16 protein-coding genes are annotated in these 19,705 nt (G+C 69.3%); 15 read left to right on the top strand and 1 reads right to left on the bottom strand.

All coding sequences use genetic code 11. The annotated features are described in order from the left end of the window. Window positions 1-3: 3 nt before the first annotated feature. The 14 genes from ROP_RS32660 (at window position 4) to trmD (ending at window position 16,114) form a co-directional block, all read left to right on the top strand. Window positions 4-444, top strand: coding sequence for an OsmC family protein (locus tag ROP_RS32660; RefSeq protein ID WP_015890268.1), 441 nt, complete (start codon window positions 4-6; stop codon window positions 442-444). Then, window positions 444-1,373: a hypothetical protein gene (locus ROP_RS32665; RefSeq protein WP_080512547.1), complete on the top strand. Its 930-nt coding sequence runs from the start codon at window positions 444-446 to the stop codon at window positions 1,371-1,373. The genes ROP_RS32660 and ROP_RS32665 overlap by 1 nt, the downstream gene beginning before the upstream one ends. Before the next feature lie 5 nt (window positions 1,374-1,378). After that, complete coding sequence (locus tag ROP_RS32670) at window positions 1,379-1,648, top strand: acylphosphatase (protein ID WP_269454465.1); 270 nt, start codon at window positions 1,379-1,381, stop codon at window positions 1,646-1,648. A gap of 22 nt (window positions 1,649-1,670) precedes the next feature. Next, window positions 1,671-5,276, top strand: coding sequence for a chromosome segregation protein SMC (gene smc, locus ROP_RS32675; protein ID WP_015890271.1), 3,606 nt, complete (start codon window positions 1,671-1,673; stop codon window positions 5,274-5,276). Window positions 5,277-5,342: 66 nt separating this feature from the next. Next, a complete protein-coding gene (gene ftsY, locus ROP_RS32680) occupies window positions 5,343-6,767 on the top strand; it encodes a signal recognition particle-docking protein FtsY (RefSeq protein ID WP_015890272.1) in 1,425 nt (474 codons plus the stop codon). Between the two features lie 249 nt (window positions 6,768-7,016). Continuing rightward, entirely contained in the window at window positions 7,017-8,276 is a 1,260-nt protein-coding gene (locus ROP_RS32685) for an ammonium transporter (protein WP_050785245.1), read from the top strand. A 57-nt stretch (window positions 8,277-8,333) separates the two neighbouring features. Further along, on the top strand, window positions 8,334-8,672 hold the full coding sequence (locus ROP_RS32690; RefSeq protein ID WP_005240467.1) for a P-II family nitrogen regulator: 339 nt from the start codon (window positions 8,334-8,336) through the stop codon (window positions 8,670-8,672). After that, window positions 8,662-11,214: a [protein-PII] uridylyltransferase gene (locus ROP_RS32695; protein ID WP_015890274.1), complete on the top strand. Its 2,553-nt coding sequence runs from the start codon at window positions 8,662-8,664 to the stop codon at window positions 11,212-11,214. The genes ROP_RS32690 and ROP_RS32695 overlap by 11 nt, the downstream gene beginning before the upstream one ends. A 76-nt stretch (window positions 11,215-11,290) precedes the next feature. Further along, window positions 11,291-12,877 (top strand): signal recognition particle protein, encoded by a 1,587-nt coding sequence (ffh, locus tag ROP_RS32700; RefSeq protein ID WP_043825821.1) that lies wholly within the window; start codon window positions 11,291-11,293, stop codon window positions 12,875-12,877. Window positions 12,878-12,880: 3 nt separating this feature from the next. Beyond that, entirely contained in the window at window positions 12,881-13,966 is a 1,086-nt protein-coding gene (locus tag ROP_RS32705) for an amidohydrolase family protein (RefSeq protein ID WP_015890276.1), read from the top strand. Between the two features lie 179 nt (window positions 13,967-14,145). Further along, window positions 14,146-14,607: a 30S ribosomal protein S16 gene (gene rpsP / locus ROP_RS32710; RefSeq protein WP_015890277.1), complete on the top strand. Its 462-nt coding sequence runs from the start codon at window positions 14,146-14,148 to the stop codon at window positions 14,605-14,607. Continuing rightward, window positions 14,604-14,846: an RNA-binding protein gene (locus ROP_RS32715; protein WP_005240479.1), complete on the top strand. Its 243-nt coding sequence runs from the start codon at window positions 14,604-14,606 to the stop codon at window positions 14,844-14,846. The genes rpsP and ROP_RS32715 overlap by 4 nt, the downstream gene beginning before the upstream one ends. 13 nt (window positions 14,847-14,859) lie before the next feature. Further along, entirely contained in the window at window positions 14,860-15,411 is a 552-nt protein-coding gene (gene rimM, locus ROP_RS32720) for a ribosome maturation factor RimM (RefSeq protein WP_015890278.1), read from the top strand. A 10-nt stretch (window positions 15,412-15,421) separates the two neighbouring features. Continuing rightward, entirely contained in the window at window positions 15,422-16,114 is a 693-nt protein-coding gene (gene trmD / locus ROP_RS32725; RefSeq protein WP_015890279.1) for a tRNA (guanosine(37)-N1)-methyltransferase TrmD, read from the top strand. A gap of 20 nt (window positions 16,115-16,134) precedes the next feature. On the opposite strand, the gene ROP_RS32730 is transcribed toward trmD, so the two are convergent. Next, window positions 16,135-17,169 carry a hypothetical protein gene (locus ROP_RS32730; protein ID WP_419789307.1) on the bottom strand — a complete coding sequence of 345 codons (1,035 nt, stop codon included), beginning with the start codon at window positions 17,167-17,169 and terminating at the stop codon, window positions 16,135-16,137. A 75-nt stretch (window positions 17,170-17,244) separates the two neighbouring features. Here ROP_RS32730 and ROP_RS32735 point away from each other — a divergent pair, with 75 nt between their 5' ends. After that, window positions 17,245-19,668, top strand: coding sequence for a Tex family protein (locus tag ROP_RS32735; protein WP_015890281.1), 2,424 nt, complete (start codon window positions 17,245-17,247; stop codon window positions 19,666-19,668). Window positions 19,669-19,705: the final 37 nt, after the last annotated feature.

Here is a 19,705-nt window from a genome sequence, read left to right on the forward strand (position 1 = left end):
CGCATGGCAGAACAGACTTCCGACACGACGGCGCCCACCTCACTGTGGGTCGAGCGAACGGGCACCCGGCGGTACACCGGCCGCAGCTCCCGCGGCGCCGAGGTCCTGATCGGCTCCGAGGGCGTGGAGGGCGTGTTCACTCCGGGGGAGCTCCTGAAGATCGCCCTTGCCGCGTGTAGCGGAATGAGCTCGGACTTCCCGCTGTCACGCCGCCTGGGCGACAACTACGAGGCCACCATCCGGGTGTCCGGCGCCGCCGACCGGGACAACGAGGTGTACCCGCAGCTCGACGAGGTGCTCGAGCTCGATCTCAGCGAACTCGACGCCGATGCGCAGGATCGTCTGGTCACGCTCGTGGAACGGTCGGTCGACAAAGTGTGCACGGTCGGGCGGACGCTGAAGGCCGGGACGAAAGTGACGTTGACCGTCGAGAAGGAACAATGATGCGGCGTGAGCTCGCGGCGCTCGCGGGCGGGTCGGCGCTCTGCGCGGGTCTGCTGGTGGTCGCGCCGGCGGCGGCCGGACCCGCGTTCGCGCCGCCCGGCGGCGCCTGCACCCCGTGGTCGGTGTCGGAGGTGACGTCCGGCGCGGGCGTGCTCGAGAACCTGGCCTTCGACGGCGCGGGCACCATGCTGGTGTCGCGGACGGGTCTGGTGGGCGGCGGAGCCCTGGACGGGGTAGGCCCCGACGGCACCGTCACCCCGATCGTGCCGGAGGTCGAGTCGCCGGGCGGGATCGCCGTGGACGGCGCCCAGGCGTACTTCGCCACGGGGAATTCCTTCGCCTCCGGGGTCACCGGCTCGGCGAGCGGCACCGTCGACGTCGTGGACATCGCCACGGGGGACACCCGCACCGTGGCCGAGGGGCTGGTGATGCCGAACGGGCTCGTCCGGCTGAGCAACGGCGACATCCTCACCGCGCGGAATCTCGGCTCCGGCGCCGGCCTGACCCGTGTCCCGGCCGACGATCCCCACACCCCGGAGATCGTGCGCACCGACCTGGGAACGGTCGACGGACTCGCCGTGCACGACGGCAGCGTGTACACCGTGACGACGTTCGACACCACGACCACGCTGCGCATCCTCCGCGAGGACGATCTGCGCGGTCCCGTCGTGTCCGTCGAGTTGCCCGGCTCCGGGCCACTCAACGCGGCCGACGACCTCACCGTCGGATCGGACGGCATCGTGTACGTCGCGTACAACGGCGGCGGCAAGGTGGTCCGTGTCGATCCGGCGACGGGGGAGAGCTGCGCCCTGGCGTCCGGACTGCCCCTCGTCTCCTCGGTGCGTTTCGGCGCCGGACCGGGCTGGGACCCGGACGCGCTCTACGCCACCAGCTTCACCGGGAAGATCTACAAGCTCGAACGGTCGTGACTGACATGGAGAGAATGACCGCGTGGGTGCACGGGTACGTGCAGGGTGTCGGATTCCGGTGGTGGACCCGCGCCCGTGCACTCGAGCTCGGCCTCGTCGGATACGCCGCCAACCAGAAGGACGGCCGGGTACTCGTCATCGCCGAGGGACCCCGGGACAAGCTGGAGGCCCTGCTGACACTGCTGCGGTCGGGAGACACGCCGGGCGCGGTGGATCTCGTCGTGGAGCAATGGGATTCCCCCCGCGGCGGCCTCGCCGGGTTCGTCGAACGGTGAACCGCAGGTAAAGTTCTCCGTCATGCATCTGAAGAGTCTGACGCTGAAGGGATTCAAATCCTTTGCGTCCGCAACGACTCTGCGATTCGAGCCGGGAATCACCTGTGTCGTGGGGCCCAACGGGTCGGGTAAGTCCAACGTCGTCGACGCCCTCACCTGGGTGATGGGTGAGCAGGGGGCGAAGGCGCTGCGCGGCGGCAAGATGGAAGACGTCATCTTCGCCGGCACCGCCGGGCGGGCACCCCTCGGGCGCGCCGAGGTGACACTGACCATCGACAATTCCGACGGCGCCCTGCCGATCGACTACTCCGAGGTGTCGATCACCCGGCGTATGTTCCGCGACGGCGCCGGCGAATACGAGATCAACGGCAGCTCGTGCCGGCTGATGGACGTGCAGGAACTGCTCAGCGACTCCGGTATCGGCCGGGAGATGCACGTGATCGTCGGGCAGGGCCGCCTCGCCGCCATCCTCGAATCGCGTCCGGAAGACCGGCGCGCGTTCATCGAAGAGGCCGCCGGGGTGCTCAAGCACCGCAAACGCAAGGAAAAAGCGGTCCGCAAACTCGACGCGATGCAGGCCAATCTGGCCCGCCTGAACGACCTGACGGCGGAACTGCGGCGCCAGCTCAAACCACTCGGGCGGCAGGCGGAGGTGGCCCGCCGCGCGCAGACCGTGCAGGCCGACCTGCGCGACGCGAAGCTGCGGCTCGCGGCCGACGACCTGGTGACGCGGCGGGAGGAGCTCGCCGGCCAGGCGCAGGACGAGAAGGTCGCCCGCGAGCAGCACGACCAGGTCACCGAGGCGCTCGACGAGGCCAATCTCGAGCTGGGACGGCACGAGCAGGAACTGTCGAGGCTCACCCCGGGTGCCGAAGCGGCCGCGCAGACGTGGTTCCAGCTGTCGGCACTCGCGGAGCGCGTCAACGCGACCATCCGCATCGCGCGCGAACGGGCGCGCCACCTCGACTCCGAGCCGTCCGCGAACCGCGGTCAGGATCCGGACGAGATGGAGGCCCGCGCCGACCGGATCGCCGCGGAGGAAATGGAACTCGTCGAAGCCGTCGACATGGCGCGTGCGGCACTGGACGCGGCCAAGGAGCAACTGGCGCTGGGAGAGGAGACCGCCGCCGACGCGGAACGGGCCCACATGGCGGCGGTACGGGCGATCGCCGACCGCCGTGAAGGCATGGCCCGGCTGTCCGGGCAGGTCGACACCCTGCGCACCCGCGCCGACTCCGTCGACGCCGAAGTGTCCCGGCTGACCGTCGCGATCGACGAGGCCCGCCGGCGCGGCGACGCCGCGCAGTCCGAGTTCGAGGTCGTCCAGGACGAGATCGGCGACCTCGACGCCGGTGAACTCGGTCTCGACTCCCACCACGAACGTGCCGTCGAGGCGCTGCGCCTGATCACCGAACGCGTCACCGAACTTCAGGCCGAAGAGCGTGCCGCAGGGCAGGAAGTGGCGTCGCTCCGCGCCCGGATCGACGCGTTGTCGATGGGCCTCGAACGCAAGGACGGCGCCGGCTGGCTCGTCGAGAACCGTGGCGAGCACGGTATCCGGGGACCGATCGGTGGCCTCATCACCGTCGAAAAGGGTTACGAGGGCGCTGTCGCGGCAGCGATGGGCCCCGCCGCCGACGCCGTCGTCGCCGATTCCCTCGACGCCGCCCGCGGCGCGGTCGGTGCGCTGAAGGAGACGGACAGCGGTCGGGCGTCCCTGGTCATCGGCACCGATCAGGCCGCGCCGAGCGCGGGGCACCTGGACGTCGGCGCCCGGTGGGCCGTCGACGTCATCGACTGCCCCACCGAACTGCGGACCGGGCTCGCGGCGCTCCTCGGTGGAGTGGTCGTGGTCGACTCCCTCGACGACGCCGTCGAACACGTCCGGCGCAGGCCCGACGTGCGCGCCGTCACCCGCGACGGAGACCTTCTCGGGGCGGGCTGGATGAGCGGCGGCTCGGACCGCCAGCCGAGCACCCTCGAGGTCCAGGCCGCAATCGACAACTCGGTGCAGGATCTCGCCCGCGCCGAACGTCGCGCCGAGGAACTGTCCGCGGCACTGTCCGGCGCCGTCGCGGAGCAGGCAGACCGCCAGGAGAACGCCGAGCAGGCGCTGGCCGCACTGAACGAGTCCGACGCCGCGATGTCGGCCATCTACGAGCGCCTCGGCCGCCTCGGCCAGGCCGCACGCGCCGCGCACGCCGAATCCGATCGGCTCATGGCGCAGCGGGAGAAGGCCGAGAGCGGTCGCGAGGACACGCTGACCGCGCTGGCCGAACTCGAGGAACGGCTGCGGATGGCGGAACAGGACGGCTCGCCCGCCGGCAGCGACACGGGTGGTTCCGATTCGACGAGTATCGATCGTGAGATGGCGGCCGCGGCCCTGGCGGAAGTGCGGGCCGTCGAGGTCGAGGCCCGGCTGTCCGTGCGGACGGCCGAGGAACGCGCCGAGTCGGTGCGTGGCAAGGCCGATTCGCTGCGCCGCGCCGCTCAGGTGGAACGCGACGCGCGGGCCCGGGCCGAGCGTGCCATGAAGGCCCGGCAGAACGCGGCCGCCGTCGCGGCGGCGGTCGCCGAGTCCGGACAGCGGGTCGCCGAGCACCTCGGAGAGGTCGTCGACTCCGCGATGGCGCACCGGGACGACCTCGCCCGGGCCCGCACCGAGCGGACGACCCAACTAGAACAGGTGAAGGAAAGGGTGCGTCAGCTCACCGGACAGCTGGCGTCGCTCACCGACGCCGTGCACCGCGACGAGGTGGCACGGGCCCAGGCCGCGCTGCGCATCGAACAGCTCGAGGAGGCGATCCTCGAGCAGCACGGGATCGGCCTGGACGATCTGATCGCCGAATACGGTCCCGACGTGGCGCTGCCGCCGTCCGCACTCGAGATGGAGGAGTACGAGCAGGCGAAAGAGCGCGGCGAACAGGTCACGATGCCCGCACCGGTTCCGTACGACCGAACCACGCAGGAACGTCGCGCGAAGCGTGCCGAGAAGGACCTTGCGACACTCGGCAAGGTCAACCCGCTGGCGCTCGAGGAGTTCGCCGCGCTCGAGGAGCGCTACAACTTCCTCTCCACCCAGCTCGAGGACGTGAAGACCGCCCGCAAGGACCTCCTCGGTGTCGTCGCCGACGTCGACGCCCGCATCCTGCAGGTGTTCACCGAGGCCTATGCGGACGTCGAACGCGAATTCGTCCAGGTCTTCGCGAAACTGTTCCCCGGTGGCGAGGGCAGGCTGGTGCTCACCGACCCGTCCGACATGCTGACGACCGGCATCGAGGTGGAGGCCCGGCCGCCCGGCAAGAAGGTCAAGCGGCTGTCATTGCTCTCCGGTGGTGAGAAATCGCTCACGGCAGTGGCGATGCTCGTGGCGATCTTCCGGGCGCGGCCGTCCCCCTTCTACGTGATGGACGAGGTGGAGGCCGCGCTGGACGACACCAACCTGCGTCGCCTCATCGGGTTGTTCGAGCAGTTGCGGGAGAAGTCGCAGCTGATCGTCATCACCCACCAGAAGCCGACGATGGAGGTGGCCGACGCGCTGTACGGCGTCAGCATGCGCGGCGACGGCATCACCACCGTCATCTCCCAGCGACTCCGTGGCCAGGACATGGCGGCCGCGGACGCCTGATTCCGGCACCGGCCGGGTCGGTTCGCCCGGCGAGGCGGTGCGCGACGGAATCCGGAGCCTGAAACAATGGGCGGCGTGACTACCGGAGCCTGGATTGCCATCGCGGCCGCACTGGCCGTACTACTCGTCGTTCTCGTCGTCGGTTCCCTGCTGTATCGGCGTCGTCGGATCTCTCTGAAGGCGCCGGACACCCCGCAGGTCACCACGGCGGAGAAAGACCGTTCGGGCAGTTATCGCGCCGACGGCGGATTCAACTTCAGCCAGGGGTCGACGGCGACCGCGCCGCCCCGGGAGGCGGTGCCGGAGCCGGTCCTGCCCGAACCCACGATCACCCCGGAACCCACGATCACCCCCGAACCGAAGGTCGTGGCGCCTCCGGAGCCGGAGACGGCCCCCACCCCGGAGAAGGCTCCCGAGAAGGCACCGGAGAAGGCACCGGAGAAGCCGGCGGCCCCGCCGGAGCCGGTCACCTACGAACCGGTGGTCTCCCCCGAGGTCGAACCGGAACCCGAGGTTGCACCGAAGCCCGAGCCCGAGCCGGCACTCGCGGCACCCGCACTCGACGTCATCGCGCCCACCGAAGGCCGACTCGACCGTCTGCGCGGTCGCCTGTCCCGGTCACAGTCGGCGGTGGGCAAGAGCCTGCTGGGACTGCTCGGCGGCGGCGACCTCGACGAGGACTCCTGGGAAGAGGTGGAGGACACGCTCCTCATCGCGGACCTCGGCTCGGCGACCACCACGAAGATCGTCACGTCCCTGCGTGAGCAGATGGCGTCCCGCAGCGTCCGCACCGAGGCCGACGCCCGCGCACTGCTGCGCGAGGTCCTGGTCGCGGAACTCCGTCCGGAACTCGACCGCTCCATCCGCGCTCTCCCTCACGACGACCATCCGGCGGTTCTGCTCGTCGTCGGGGTGAACGGCACCGGCAAGACCACCACCACGGGCAAGCTCGCGCGTGTGCTCGTGGCCGACGGCAGGCGCGTCCTGCTGGGCGCCGCCGATACTTTCCGTGCGGCCGCCGCGGACCAGTTGCAGACGTGGGCCGAACGGGTCGGCGCCGAGGTGGTGCGCGGGAAGGAAGCCGCGGATCCGGCAGCCGTGGCGTTCGACGCGGTGTCCAAGGGGATCGACAACGGCGTCGACGTCGTGCTCATCGACACCGCGGGCAGGCTGCACACCAAAACGGGTTTGATGGACGAGCTCGGCAAGGTCAAGCGGGTCATCGAGAAGAAGGCGTCGGTCGACGACGTCCTCCTGGTCCTCGACGCGACCATCGGCCAGAACGGTCTGGCGCAGGCCCGGGTGTTCGCCGAGGTCGTCGACATCACCGGCGTGGTGCTCACCAAGCTCGACGGGACCGCCAAGGGCGGCATCGTGTTCCAGGTTCAGCACGAACTCGGGGTCCCGGTGAAGCTCGTCGGACTCGGCGAGGGTGCCGACGATCTGGCACCGTTCGAGCCGGGCGCCTTCGTCGACGCGCTGCTCGGCTGACGAGCGATCGGGCAGGCCGTCGCGGGGGCCCGGACCGCTCCGGGGAACTGAAACCGACCGCAAATCGCCTGGCGAAACGTATACGCAACAAAATAGGCCGATGCGTTCACGCGCGCGAAACAGTGCAGTGGCACAGCCGAAACACCGCAAAGCGAATCTACTTCCTGACGACGTGCAGACCAGCGCGCGACTAGGAGGTAGTAAGTGAGTCCCGACGAAGTGTTGGCAAACTCCGGCAACGCCGCATGGATGTTGATGTCGGCATCCCTGGTTCTACTGATGACGCCCGGCCTGGCGTTCTTCTACGGCGGCATGTCCAGGTCGAAGTCCGTGCTGAACATGATGATGATGTCGTTCGGCGCGATGGCGGTCATCGCGGTGATCTACGTGCTGTGGGGTTGGTCGATGTCCTACGGGACCGACGACATCGGGGGCGTCTTCGCGAACCCGTTCGAGTTCTTCGGACTGAAGGACAGCATCACCGATGCCGACGGCAACTTCATCGCCGGCGCGTTCGGCTACCCCAACGTGATCGACATCGCCTTCCAGGTGACGTTCGCGATCATCACCACCGCGCTGATCAGCGGTGCGCTGGCCGAGCGCGTCAAGTTCGGCACCTGGATGCTGTTCTCCGGCGTGTGGGTCACCATCGTGTACTTCCCGCTCGCTCACATGGTGTGGGGTGGCGGTCTGCTGTCCGGTTCGGAGAACGGACTCGCGGCGAAGATCTTCGGAACCACCGACGACGGCGAGGGTGGACTCGTCGCCTCAGTGGCCCCGATCGACTTCGCCGGTGGCACCGTCGTCCACATCAACGCCGGTATCGCCGCGTTCGTCCTCGCCGTGATCATCGGCAAGCGCGCAGGATTCGGCAAGACTGCGTTCCGCCCGCACAACCTGCCGTTCGTGATGCTCGGTGCCGCTCTGCTGTGGTTCGGCTGGTTCGGTTTCAACGCGGGCTCCGCTTTCGCCGCGGACGGCAACGCCGGACTCGCCTGGGTCAACACGACTTCCGCGACTGCCGCCGCAATCCTGGGCTGGCTCCTGACGGAACGCATCCGCGACGGTCACGCCACCAGCCTCGGCGCCGCGTCCGGTGCGGTCGCGGGCCTCGTCGCCATCACCCCGGCTGCCGGTGCCCTCAGCCCGGTCGGCTCGCTGGTCCTCGGCGCGATCGCCGGCATCCTGTCTGCGCTGGCCGTGGGCCTGAAGTTCAAGTTCGGCTACGACGACTCGCTCGACGTCGTCGGTGTCCACCTGGTTTCCGGACTCTGGGGCACGGTGGCCATCGGATTCTTCGGAACGTCGACCGGTTTGTTCTACGGTGGTGACTACAAGCAGTTGGTTGTCCAGATCGTGATCGCGCTGTTCGCGCTCGTGTTCACCGGCATCCTGACCGCTGTCATCGCGTTCGCTCTCAAGCCGCTCGGCTGGAGGGTGTCCGCCGAGGAAGAGGCTCAGGGCATCGACGAGGGCGAACATGCGGAGACCGCCTACGACTTCGCCTGATCGGCTAGTGATAAGAGTGAACATCGAGTACCGAAGCGCTTTGGAAGGGACAACGAAATGAAGCTGATCACGGCAATTGTCAAGCCGTTCACTCTCGAGGACGTCAAGACGGGACTCGAGCAGGCGGGCGTCCTGGGCATGACCGTCAGCGAGGTCCAGGGGTACGGCCGCCAGAAGGGTCACACCGAGGTCTACCGCGGCGCCGAGTACTCGGTCGATTTCGTACCGAAGGTCCGGGTCGAGGTCGTCGTGGACGACGCTGCTGTGGACAAGGTCGTCGAGGTGATCGTCGAGGCGGCGCGCACCGGCAAGATCGGTGACGGCAAGGTGTGGGTCTCGCCGGTCGAGTCGGTCATCCGGGTACGCACCGGGGAACGCGGCGCGGATGCGCTCTGACCCCAACGGGTCCGGTAAGACCGGCCCTGGTTCCGCCGCCAAGGCGACGGAACCAGGGCCGGTTGCGTCAGGCGGATCGGACGAAGCGGCGGACCTGGCCCGCGCACGCAGGCAACTGCTCACCGGCGGCGCCGAGACCGGCCCCGGCACAAGGAATCCGGCAGGCCACGGACGTCGGCTCGATGCGGCCGCGCTGCGGCACGCGCTCGTCGACCTGCACGAGTTCTGGTTGACCACAAAGGGTGCCGAACTCGGCATCAAGCCGGACAGCGGCTTCGCGCTCGTCGCGGTCGGTGGGCTCGGCAGGCGGGAGATGCTGCCGTACTCGGACCTCGACCTCCTCCTGCTCCACGACGACATGGATCCGGCGGTGGTCTCGCAGGTGGCCGACCAGCTCTGGTATCCGTTGTGGGACGCGCACATCAAGCTCGACCACAGCGTCCGCACCATCCCTCAGGCAATGCAGGTGGCGGACACGGACATCACCGCGGCCCTGGGAATGCTCGAGGCGCGCCACATCGTCGGCGACGTCGAGCTGACCAACCTGCTCATCAGCGGGGTGCGCAGGCAGTGGCGCACCGACATCCGCAACCGCTTCGACGGCCTCATCGAACAGACGCGGTCCCGGTGGGAACGCAGCGGCGAGATCGCCCACCGCGCGGAGCCCGACCTCAAGAGCGGTCGCGGTGGACTGCGGGACGTGCAGTTGCTCAACGCGCTGTCCATCGCGCAGCTCACCGACGGCATGCCGGGACTCGGTCCGGAGTCGCCGGGCGGGGGGCTGGCACTCGCGCACCGGCGGCTCCTCGACGTCCGCACCGAACTGCACCGCGTTGCGGGCCGCTCGCGTGACCAGTTGCGGGCGCAGGATGCCGACGAGATCGGCGCCGCACTCCGGATCGGTGATCGGTTCGACCTCGCGCGCATGCTCAGCGACGCCGCGCGCACCATCAGCTACTCGGTCGACGTCGGTGTGCGCACGGCAGGCCATGCACTGCCGCGGCGCGGCCTGGCGCGGTTGCGCCGCCCACCGGTGCGGCGGCCCCTCGACGAGGGAGTCGTCGAGCACGCCGGTGAAGTGGTGCTGGCCCGCGACGCCCGGCCCGCGAAGGACCCCGGCCTCGTGTTGCGGGTCGCGTCCGCGTCGGCGACGACGGGGATGCCGATGTCGGCGTCCACTCTGAATCGCCTGGCCGACAACGCCCCCGAGCTGCGGGAACCGTGGCCGAAGGAGGCACTGAACGACCTGTTGGTGATGCTCGGCTCCGGTAGCCGCGCCGTCGCCGCGATCGAGGCTCTCGATCGCACCGGACTGTGGGGCAGGCTGCTTCCCGAATGGGGTGCCGTCCGGGACCTGCCTCCGCGCGACGCCGTGCACACGTGGACGGTGGATCGTCACCTCGTCGAGACCGCTGCCTACGCCAGTGGGTTCACCACCCGTGTCGCCCGCCCGGACCTGCTGATGCTCGGCGCACTGCTGCACGACATCGGCAAGGGCCGCGGCGGCGACCACAGCGTGGTCGGCGCGGAACTGGCCACCCAGATCGGCAAACGGCTCGGATTGTGGCCGTCCGATGTCGCGCTGCTGACGGCGATCGTGCGCCACCATCTCCTGCTGCCGCACACCGCGACGCGGCGCGACCTCGACGATCCCGAGACGGTCGAGAGGGTGGTGGAGGCGCTCGGCGGTGACGGCGTTCTGCTGGAACTGCTGCACGCGCTGGCGGAGGCGGATTCACTGGCGACCGGTCCCGGGGTGTGGGGCGACTGGAAGTCCTCGCTGATCGGTGAGCTCGTGCGCCGCTGCCGCCTGGTCATGGCGGGGGAGGTGCTGCCCGCACCCGACCCGCTCGATCCGGAGCACGTCGCACTGGCGGCGACAGGGGGCGTGCACGTCGCACTGGTCCCCGCCGACAGTCCCCACACGTATGTGGTGACGGTCATCGCGCCAGACGAGAGGGGGCTGCTGTCGAAGGCGGCGGGCGTGCTCGCGCTGCATTCCCTGCGGGTCTACTCCGCCTCGCTGGGCGGTGCCGGGGGTTCCGCGGTCAACTCGTTCGTAGTGTCCCCGAGGTTCGGGGCGCCGCCGCAGGCGGGGCTGCTGCGGCAGGAGCTGATCCGCGCGCTGGCGGGGGAGCTGGATCTGCTGGAGATGCTGACCGCCAAGGAGGAGGAGGCTCGCGAGAGTCAGCGCGTGGCCGCGGTCGAGGAGCGGGGCGAGGCCGCGGTTCCCGTGCAGTACGCGCAGGCGCCGCCGCGGGTCATCTGGTTCGACACGGCGACCCCCGGCGAGGTCATCCTCGAGCTCAGGGCGGAGGACCGGCTGGGGCTGCTGTGCAGGCTGGCCGACGCGTTCGACACGTGCGGAGCCGACGTCCGGTGGGCGCGGGTAACCACTCGGGGTTCGTCGGTGATCGACTCGTTCTGCCTCGATGTCGGCGGCGGGGACACCCGGGCGAGCAGGGAACAGGTCGAGAGCGCGATCCTCGGTGTCGTTCCGCTCACGAAGCCGAAGAAGCAGGAGGGCAGCGGGGGAGAATGAACGACCGGACGTGAGCGGCTAGGCTGGTGCCCGAGAATATCCACCGCACACTCGCATGACTTCAGGAGCGCACTCGGTGTTCGAATCCCTTTCCGACAGGTTGACCGGAGCCCTCAAGGATCTGCGTGGCAAGGGTCGCCTTTCCGGAGCCGACATCGATGCCACCTGCCGTGAGATCCGGTTGGCCCTGCTCGAGGCAGACGTCGCGCTGCCCGTCGTCCGCTCGTTCATCGCCAAGATCAAGGAACGCGCCAAGGGCGTCGAGGTCTCGGCGGCGCTGAACCCGGCGCAGCAGGTCGTCAAGATCGTCAACGAGGAACTCGTCGGAATCCTCGGCGGCGAGACCCGCCGACTGGCGTTCGCGAAGACGCCGCCGACGGTCATCATGCTCGCCGGCCTGCAGGGTTCCGGTAAGACCACCCTCGCCGGGAAGCTCGCGAAGTGGCTGCGCGACCAGGGGCACACCCCGCTGCTCGTCGCCTGCGACCTGCAGCGGCCCGGCGCCGTCACCCAGCTGCAGATCGTCGGTGAGCGCGCGGGCGCCACGGTGTTCGCGCCGCACCCGGGCACGTCCATCGGCGGCGGCGACAACGAACTGGGCATCACCGCGGCCGACCCGGTCGAGGTGGCCCGGGCCGGTGTCGAGGAAGCCCGCAACAAGCAGTTCGACGTGGTCATCGTCGACACCGCGGGTCGCCTGGGTATCGACGCCGACCTGATGGCGCAGGCGGCGGGCATCCGCGACGCCGTGAACCCCGACGAGACGATCTTCGTTCTCGACGCGATGATCGGTCAGGACGCGGTCAGCACGGCCGAGGCGTTCCGCGAGGGCGTCGGGTTCACCGGTGTCGTGCTCACGAAGCTCGACGGCGACGCCCGTGGTGGCGCCGCGCTCAGCGTCCGCGAGGTCACCGGGCAGCCCATCCTGTTCGCGTCCACGGGTGAGAAGCTCGAGGACTTCGACGTCTTCCACCCCGACCGCATGGCCAGCCGCATCCTCGGCATGGGTGACGTGCTCAGCCTCATCGAGCAGGCGGAGCAGGTCTTCGACCAGAAGCAGGCCGAGGCGACCGCGCAGAAGATCGGCTCCGGCCAGCTGACTCTCGAGGACTTCCTCGAGCAGATGATGGCCGTCCGCAAGATGGGCCCCATCGGCAACCTGCTGGGCATGCTCCCGGGTGCGGGGCAGATGAAGGACGCCCTCGCTAACGTCGACGAGAAGCAGCTCGACCGGGTGCAGGCGATCATCCGCGGTATGACCCCCGCCGAGCGCGACGACCCGAAGATCATCAACGCGTCCCGCCGCCTGCGGATCGCGAACGGCTCCGGTGTCAAGGTGTCCGACGTCAACCAGCTGGTGGACCGCTTCTTCGAGGCCCGCAAGATGATGGCCGCGATGGCCGGCCGCATGGGCATGCCGGGTGCGCGCAAGCCGCAGCGCAGCAAGAAGGGCAAGAAGGGCAAGAAGGGTGGCAAGGGACCCACGCCGCCGAAGGTGCGCGGAGGATTCCCCGGCGGCCTGCCCGGCGGGTTCCCGGGTATGCCGCCCGGAGGGCTCCCCGCGGGGATGCCCGATCTGTCGAACATGCCGAAGGGCCTCGACGAGTTGCCGCCGGGTCTCGAAGGCATCGATCTGTCCCAGCTGAAGCTGCCGAAGAAGTAGCCGATGGCTGCACTGCACTTCCGGGGAACCGGTCTGCCCGACGAACAGCCGGTCGAATTATGGGTCGAGAACGGTGTGATCTCGACGGAGCCGATTCCCGGGGCCGAGACCGTCTGCGAGTCGGGGTGGATCGTTCCCGGTCTCGTCGACGCCCACTGCCACGTCGGCATCAGGTTCGGCGGTGGCGGTGGCGAGAGCGTCGAGGGGCTGATCGCGCAGGCGGAGACCGAGCGCGACTGCGGGGTCCTGCTGATTCGTGACGCCGGCTCGCCGGTCGACACCCGATTCGTCGACGACCGCCCCGATCTGCCGAGGATCGTCCGCGCCGGGCAGCACATCGCCGCCCCCAAGCGGTACATCCGCGGACTTCCGGTCGATCTCGAGGACGAGTCGCAGTTGCCGGACGAGGTGCTGCGCCAGGCCCGGGCCGGCGACGGGTGGGTCAAGCTCGTCGGCGACTGGATCGACCGCTCCGCGGGCGACCTGGCGCCGTTGTGGAGCGACGACATCCTGGTCGAGGCGATTGCGGCGGCGCACCGCGAAGGGGCGCGCGTCACCGCGCACGTCTTCGCGGAGGATGCGCTTCCGGGCCTGATCAACGCCGGAATCGACTGCATCGAGCACGGCACCGGGCTCACCGACGAGACCATCGAGTTGATGGTGTCGCACGGGACCGCGCTCGTCCCGACGCTGATCAACATCGCGACGTTCCCGGAGATCGCCGAGTCCGCCTCACGGTTCCCGGTCTACGCCGCGCACATGCGCGACCTGCACTCGCGGGTGAAGGACACGATCGGTGCCGCTCACGACGCGGGGATCCCGATCTACGCCGGCACCGACGCGGGCGGATCGATCGTCCACGGGCGCATCGCCGACGAGGTCGAGGAACTGAAGGCGGTCGGGCTGACTCCGTCCGAGGCGCTCGGCGCCGCGTGCTGGGATGCGCGCGCGTGGCTCGGACATCCGGGTGTCGAAGCGGGTGCCCCCGCGGATCTGCTGGTCTTCCGGAACGACCCGCGCGCGAGCAGCGACACCCTCGCCGCGCCCGACGTCGTGGTGTTGCGGGGCGTCGTCGTCAAGACCCGGTGACCTGGTTTCCCCCCGGCGGGGTTCGTCTGGCAGAATGAACCGCTGTTCGTCGCATCCGGTTACGCACCGCGCGGCGGTCACAGATTAGAGGCAAAACCGGGCGCGCTATTCCTGCGCGTCGCCGAATTGCACGTGACACGTGGGCACATTCGTGTGCGCACTGAAGGAGAAGTACAGCAGTGGCTGTCAAGATCAAGCTCACCCGGCTCGGCAAGATCCGGAACCCGCAGTACCGCATCGTCGTCGCCGACTCCCGCACCCGCCGCAACGGCCGTGCGATCGAGACCATCGGCAAGTACCACCCCAAGGAAGAGCCCTCGCTGATCGAGGTCGATTCCGAGCGCGCGCAGTACTGGCTCGGCGTCGGCGCCCAGCCCACCGAGCCCGTCGAGGCCATCCTCAAGATCACCGGTGACTGGCAGAAGTTCAAGGGCCTGCCGGGCGCCGAGGGTACCCTCCGCGTCAAGGAAGCCAAGCCCACCAAGCTCGAGCTGTTCCAGGCTGCGCTCGCGCAGGCCGAGAACGAGCCCGTCGGCGAGGCCATCACGCCCAAGAAGAAGAAGGCGAAGGCCGAGGACGCCGAGGCTGCTGCCGACGCTCCCGCCGAGGCTGCTGCAGAGTCCGAGGCTGCTGACAAGTGAGTGCCGTCGTCGCCGATGCCGTGGAGCACCTCGTTCGTGGCATCGTCGCCAACCCCGACGACGTTCGTGTCGAGCTGATCACCGGGCGTCGGGGGCGCACTGTCGAGGTGCACGTCAACCCTGACGACCTCGGCAAGGTCATCGGCCGCGGTGGTCGCACCGCGACCGCTCTGCGCACGCTGGTCTCCGGTATCGGTGGCCGGGGGATCCGTGTCGACGTCGTCGACACCGATCAGTAGAGGCCTTTCGACAGTGGAGCTCGTGGTCGGCCGTGTCGCCAAGTCGCACGGCATCAAGGGTGAGATCGTGGTCGAGGTTCGCACCGACGAACCCGAGGATCGATTTGCCGTGGGTGCCGTGCTGCGGGGACACAAGCCGCGCGAGCAGACTGTGAACACGTACAGGGTGGAAGCCGCCCGGGAGCATTCCGGGCGGCTTCTGCTGCGCCTCGAGGGTGTCCCGGATCGCACCGCCGCAGATGCCTTGCGGGGCACGCTGTTCGTCATCGACAGCGCTGAACTCGTGCCCTCCGACGACCCCGACGAGTTCTACGATCACGAACTCGAGGGACTGTCGGTGCGCCTCGCGGACGGCACCGAGCTGGGCGCCGTCATCGAGGTATTGCATTCCGCGGCAGGCGAATTGCTGTCGATCCGTCGAGCCGGTGAACAGTCGGGCGAACTTCTGGTCCCGTTCGTGGCCGCGATCGTCACGTCGGTGTCCGTGGCCGACGGCGTCGTCGTGATCGATCCGCCGGAAGGGTTGCTCGACCCCGACTTCGGTGAATCCGCCGACGGGAAGTGAGTCGGTAGGCATGCGCCTCGACGTGGTCACCATCTTTCCCGAATACCTCGAACCGCTTCGTGCGGCGTTGCTCGGCAAGGCCATCGACAAGGGCCTCATCTCCGTCGAGGTGCACGATCTGCGGAAGTGGACGCACGACGTGCACAAGGCGGTCGACGATTCGCCGTACGGCGGCGGGCCGGGGATGGTCATGAAACCCACCGTGTGGGGGCCCGCGCTGGACGACGTCCTCGCCGCCGGTGGCGACGACACCGACACGTTGCTCGTCGTCCCCACACCCGCCGGCGTTCCGTTCACGCAGGCCACCGCCGAGCGCTGGGCAGGGGAGCAGCACATCGTCTTCGCCTGCGGGCGTTACGAAGGCATCGATCAGCGGGTCTTCGACGACGCCGCCCGCCGGGTGCGCGTCGAAGAGGTGAGCATCGGCGACTACGTCCTCATCGGCGGGGAGGCGGCCGTGCTGGTGATGACGGAGGCGTTCGTGCGCCTGATTCCTGGAGTCCTCGGCAATCAGCAATCCCACCAAGAGGATTCGTTCTCAGACGGCCTCCTCGAAGGTCCCAGCTACACCCGTCCCGCCACGTGGCGCGGACTCGACGTCCCGCCCGTCCTCCTGTCGGGCGATCACGCGAGGGTGGCGGCGTGGCGACGCGAGCAGTCCCTGCACCGCACCGCCGAACGCCGCCCGGACCTGTTGCCCTGAAACGATTTCGGGGCCGGGCTCTAACCCTGGGGCTGCGCCCAGTCGTCGACGACCCCGGCGGGAAACACGGACTTCACGAACCCGGTCATCGTGTCCCGCGCGTGCCGCGCACTCGAATCCTCGGTGACGTCCGTGATCGCGGTGTCCGGGTACGACTCCTCGTCGTCCTCGTACCGGATGTCCTCCCGCGACGCGACGGCCACGATGTAGCGGTTGTCTTCCCCGATCGCCCCGGTCGACACGTGGATCCACCGGTCGCCCACGCAGCACATCCAGCCCTGTTTCACCCCGACGACGGTCTCGCCCGGCAACCCGTCGGGGATGCCGAAGCGCTGGTCGTAGCCGTCGATGCCCTCGGGTGTCGACCCACGCAGGTAGCCCACGAACTCGGCGATGCGCCCGGGGCCGAGACCGTCACGGTCGTCGAGGAGTCCGGTGTAGAACGTCACGAGGTCTGCCGCGGTCGTCTCGGTGTTCCACCACGACCCGTCCCACGGCGGCGTGGTCGCGGCGAGTCCGTACCGCCGCGCGACGTCGACGACCAGGTCCGAACCGCCGAGATCGTCCCAGAGTGTGTTGGCCGCGTCGTCGTCGGACGATTCGAGCATCCGCTCCGACAGGAGACGGTCGAAGTCGGACAGCGGCCGCTCACCGAGCGCGTCGAGGTGATACATCTGGGCGGCGATGAAGAGCTTGGCCAGCGACGCCGTTTCGACCGGTTCGGTTGCGGCGTCCTCCAGATAGCTGCCGGTGGCACGGTCCAGGACGGCGATCGACACGTCGGCGCCGCGTTCGGTCGCCGCCGTCGCGACCGCCGCCGAGATGCGGTCGGCGAGGGGTGCGGAGACGGGCACCCGCGCGGACGGGAACGGTTCCGGGCTCACGGTCACGCCGTCACCGGCGGGTTCGCCCGCGGGGAGAAGGTCGGGGGTCGCGACCGCCGGCGAGGTGACCGGGATGTCGACCACGGAGTTCGTCTCGGTCGGGATGGTGCACGCGAGCGTCGCAACCAGCAGGAGGACCATGACCGTCAGGCAGCGGATCAGCCTGGACATGAAATTCTCCCGAGATTTCCGTGACGGCCTCACCGCCGACGATATTGTCTCAGCGTAGCGGTAGGGTCCATTTCCGTGACCCTCAAGACCGTGAACCAGCGCATTGCCGAGGAACTCGCCGTACGGGAGGGGCAGGTCGCGGCCGCCGTGGACCTCCTCGACGGTGGAGCCACCGTGCCCTTCATCGCCCGGTACCGCAAGGAAGTCACCGGAACGCTCGACGACGCTCAGCTGCGCCAGCTCGAGGAACGTCTGCGGTACCTGCGGGAACTGGACGAGCGCCGGGACGCCGTGCTCGAGTCGATCGACTCGCAGGGCAAGCTCGACGATCAGCTGCGCGGGCAGATCATGACCGCCGACACGAAGGCGCGCCTCGAAGACATCTACCTGCCGTTCAAGCCGAAGCGCCGCACGAAGGCGCAGATCGCGCGTGAGGCCGGTCACGAACCCGTCGCCGACGCGCTGATCACCGATCCGTCGACCGATCCGGCGTCCTACACGGCCGAACAGCTCGAGGGTGCGCGCGCGATCCTCGTCGAACGCTTCGCCGAGGACGCCGACCTGGTGGGCGAACTCCGTGAGCTGATGTGGACGCGCGGGCAACTGGTGTCCGCCGTCCGCAAGGGCAAGGAAACCGAGGGCGCGAAGTTCGCCGACTACTTCGAGTTCTCCGAACCGTTCGGCAAGCTCCCCTCCCACCGCATCCTGGCGGTCCTGCGCGGCGAGAAGGAAGAGGTGCTCTCGCTCACCCTGGCGCCCGACACGGAAGAACCCGTCCCGGGCGAGGCGACGGTCTACGAGGGCCGGATCGCCGGACGGTTCGGCATCGCCGACCGCGGCAGGCCTGCCGACCGGTGGCTCCTCGACACCGTGCGGTGGGCGTGGCGCACCAAGATGATCGTCACTCTGGGTATCGACACGCGGATGCGGCTGCGTCAGTCGGCGGAGAAGGACGCCGTCGACGTGTTCGCCACCAACCTGCGCGACCTGCTCCTGGCGGCGCCTGCCGGGACCCGCGCCACCATGGGCCTGGACCCCGGTTTCCGGACCGGCACCAAGGTCGCGGTCGTGGACGCCACCGGCAAGGTGGTGGCCCACGAGACGATCTACCCGCACCAGCCGCAGAACAAGTGGGACGCCTCCCTGGCCACTCTCGCCGGTCTCGTCGCCAAGTACGGCGTGGAGCTGATCGCCATCGGGAACGGCACCGCGTCCCGGGAGACCGACGCGCTCGCGAGCGAGCTGATCGCCAAGTCGGGCGCCACCAACCTGACGAAGATCGTCGTGTCCGAGGCCGGCGCGTCCGTGTATTCGGCGTCCGCGTACGCCTCGGCGGAGCTGCCCGACCTGGACGTGTCGATCCGGGGCGCCGTCTCCATCGCCCGGCGTCTGCAGGATCCGCTCGCCGAGCTGGTGAAGATCGACCCGAAGTCGATCGGCGTCGGCCAGTACCAGCACGATGTGTCGGAGACCCTGCTCGCGCGTTCGCTCGGCGCCGTCGTCGAAGACGCGGTGAACGCCGTGGGCGTCGACGTCAACACGGCGTCAGTACCGCTGCTGTCCCGCGTGTCCGGTATCGCCGGGTCCCTGGCCGAGAGCATCGTCGCGCACCGCGACCAGAACGGCCCGTTCCGCAGCCGCAAGGGTCTCAAGGACGTCGCGAGGCTCGGCCCGAAGGCGTTCGAGCAGTGCGCCGGCTTCCTGCGCATCCTCAACGGCGACGACCCGCTCGACGCGTCCAGCGTCCACCCCGAGGCCTACCCGGTGGTGCGCAAGATCGTCCAGACCAGCGGCACCGGCGTGCGCGAGATCATCGGCAACACGTCCGCGCTGCGCAGCCTGAACCCGGCCGACTTCGTCGACGACCGGTTCGGTCTCCCCACCGTCACCGACATCATCGGTGAGCTCGAGAAGCCCGGACGTGACCCCCGGCCGGAGTTCAAGACGGCCACGTTCGCGGCCGGCATCGAGAAGGTGTCGCACCTGAAGCCGGGGATGACGCTCGAGGGCGTCGTCACCAACGTGGCGGCGTTCGGCGCGTTCGTCGACATCGGGGTCCACCAGGACGGCCTCGTCCACGTGTCGGCGATGTCGCACAACTTCGTCAAGGATCCGCGGGACGTCGTGAAGTCGGGCGACGTGGTGACGGTGAAGGTCCTCGAGGTCGACGAGGCGCGTCAGCGCATCGGGTTGACGCTGCGGCTCGACGACGAGGTCGGGGCGGGCGGTCGCAAGAACGACGGGCCCCGCGGCGGAGGCGCGCAGCGCCAGGATCGAAGCGGAGGCGCGCAGCGCCAGGATCGAAGCGGCGGCGCGCAGCGCCAGGATCGAAGCGGCGGCGCGCAGCGCCAGGATCGAAGCGGCGGCGGACAGCGGCAGGACCGGCGCGGCGGCGGCAAGCCGCAGCAGCAGGGTGGACGCGATCGGGGACGGGACAACCGCCCGGCGCCCGGCGGGTCGATGGCGGACGCGCTCCGAAAGGCGGGGTTCGGCAAGTAAGAGGTCACCATCCCGACACGAGCGGCCTCTTTCCCGT

The organism is Rhodococcus opacus B4 (assembly GCF_000010805.1).
Classification (GTDB): Bacteria; Actinomycetota; Actinomycetes; order Mycobacteriales; family Mycobacteriaceae; genus Rhodococcus_F; species Rhodococcus_F opacus_C.

Coding starts and splice junctions, on each gene's coding strand:
- ROP_RS32660 (WP_015890268.1), top strand. CDS start 4: ATGGCAGAACAGACTTCCGACACGACGGCGCCCACCTCACTGTGGGTC.
- ROP_RS32665 (WP_080512547.1), top strand. CDS start 444: ATGCGGCGTGAGCTCGCGGCGCTCGCGGGCGGGTCGGCGCTCTGCGCG.
- ROP_RS32670 (WP_269454465.1), top strand. CDS start 1,379: ATGGAGAGAATGACCGCGTGGGTGCACGGGTACGTGCAGGGTGTCGGA.
- smc (WP_015890271.1), top strand. CDS start 1,671: ATGCATCTGAAGAGTCTGACGCTGAAGGGATTCAAATCCTTTGCGTCC.
- ftsY (WP_015890272.1), top strand. CDS start 5,343: ATGGGCGGCGTGACTACCGGAGCCTGGATTGCCATCGCGGCCGCACTG.
- ROP_RS32685 (WP_050785245.1), top strand. CDS start 7,017: ATGTTGATGTCGGCATCCCTGGTTCTACTGATGACGCCCGGCCTGGCG.
- ROP_RS32690 (WP_005240467.1), top strand. CDS start 8,334: ATGAAGCTGATCACGGCAATTGTCAAGCCGTTCACTCTCGAGGACGTC.
- ROP_RS32695 (WP_015890274.1), top strand. CDS start 8,662: ATGCGCTCTGACCCCAACGGGTCCGGTAAGACCGGCCCTGGTTCCGCC.
- ROP_RS32705 (WP_015890276.1), top strand. CDS start 12,881: ATGGCTGCACTGCACTTCCGGGGAACCGGTCTGCCCGACGAACAGCCG.
- trmD (WP_015890279.1), top strand. CDS start 15,422: ATGCGCCTCGACGTGGTCACCATCTTTCCCGAATACCTCGAACCGCTT.
- ROP_RS32730 (WP_419789307.1), bottom strand. CDS start 17,169: ATGTCCAGGCTGATCCGCTGCCTGACGGTCATGGTCCTCCTGCTGGTT.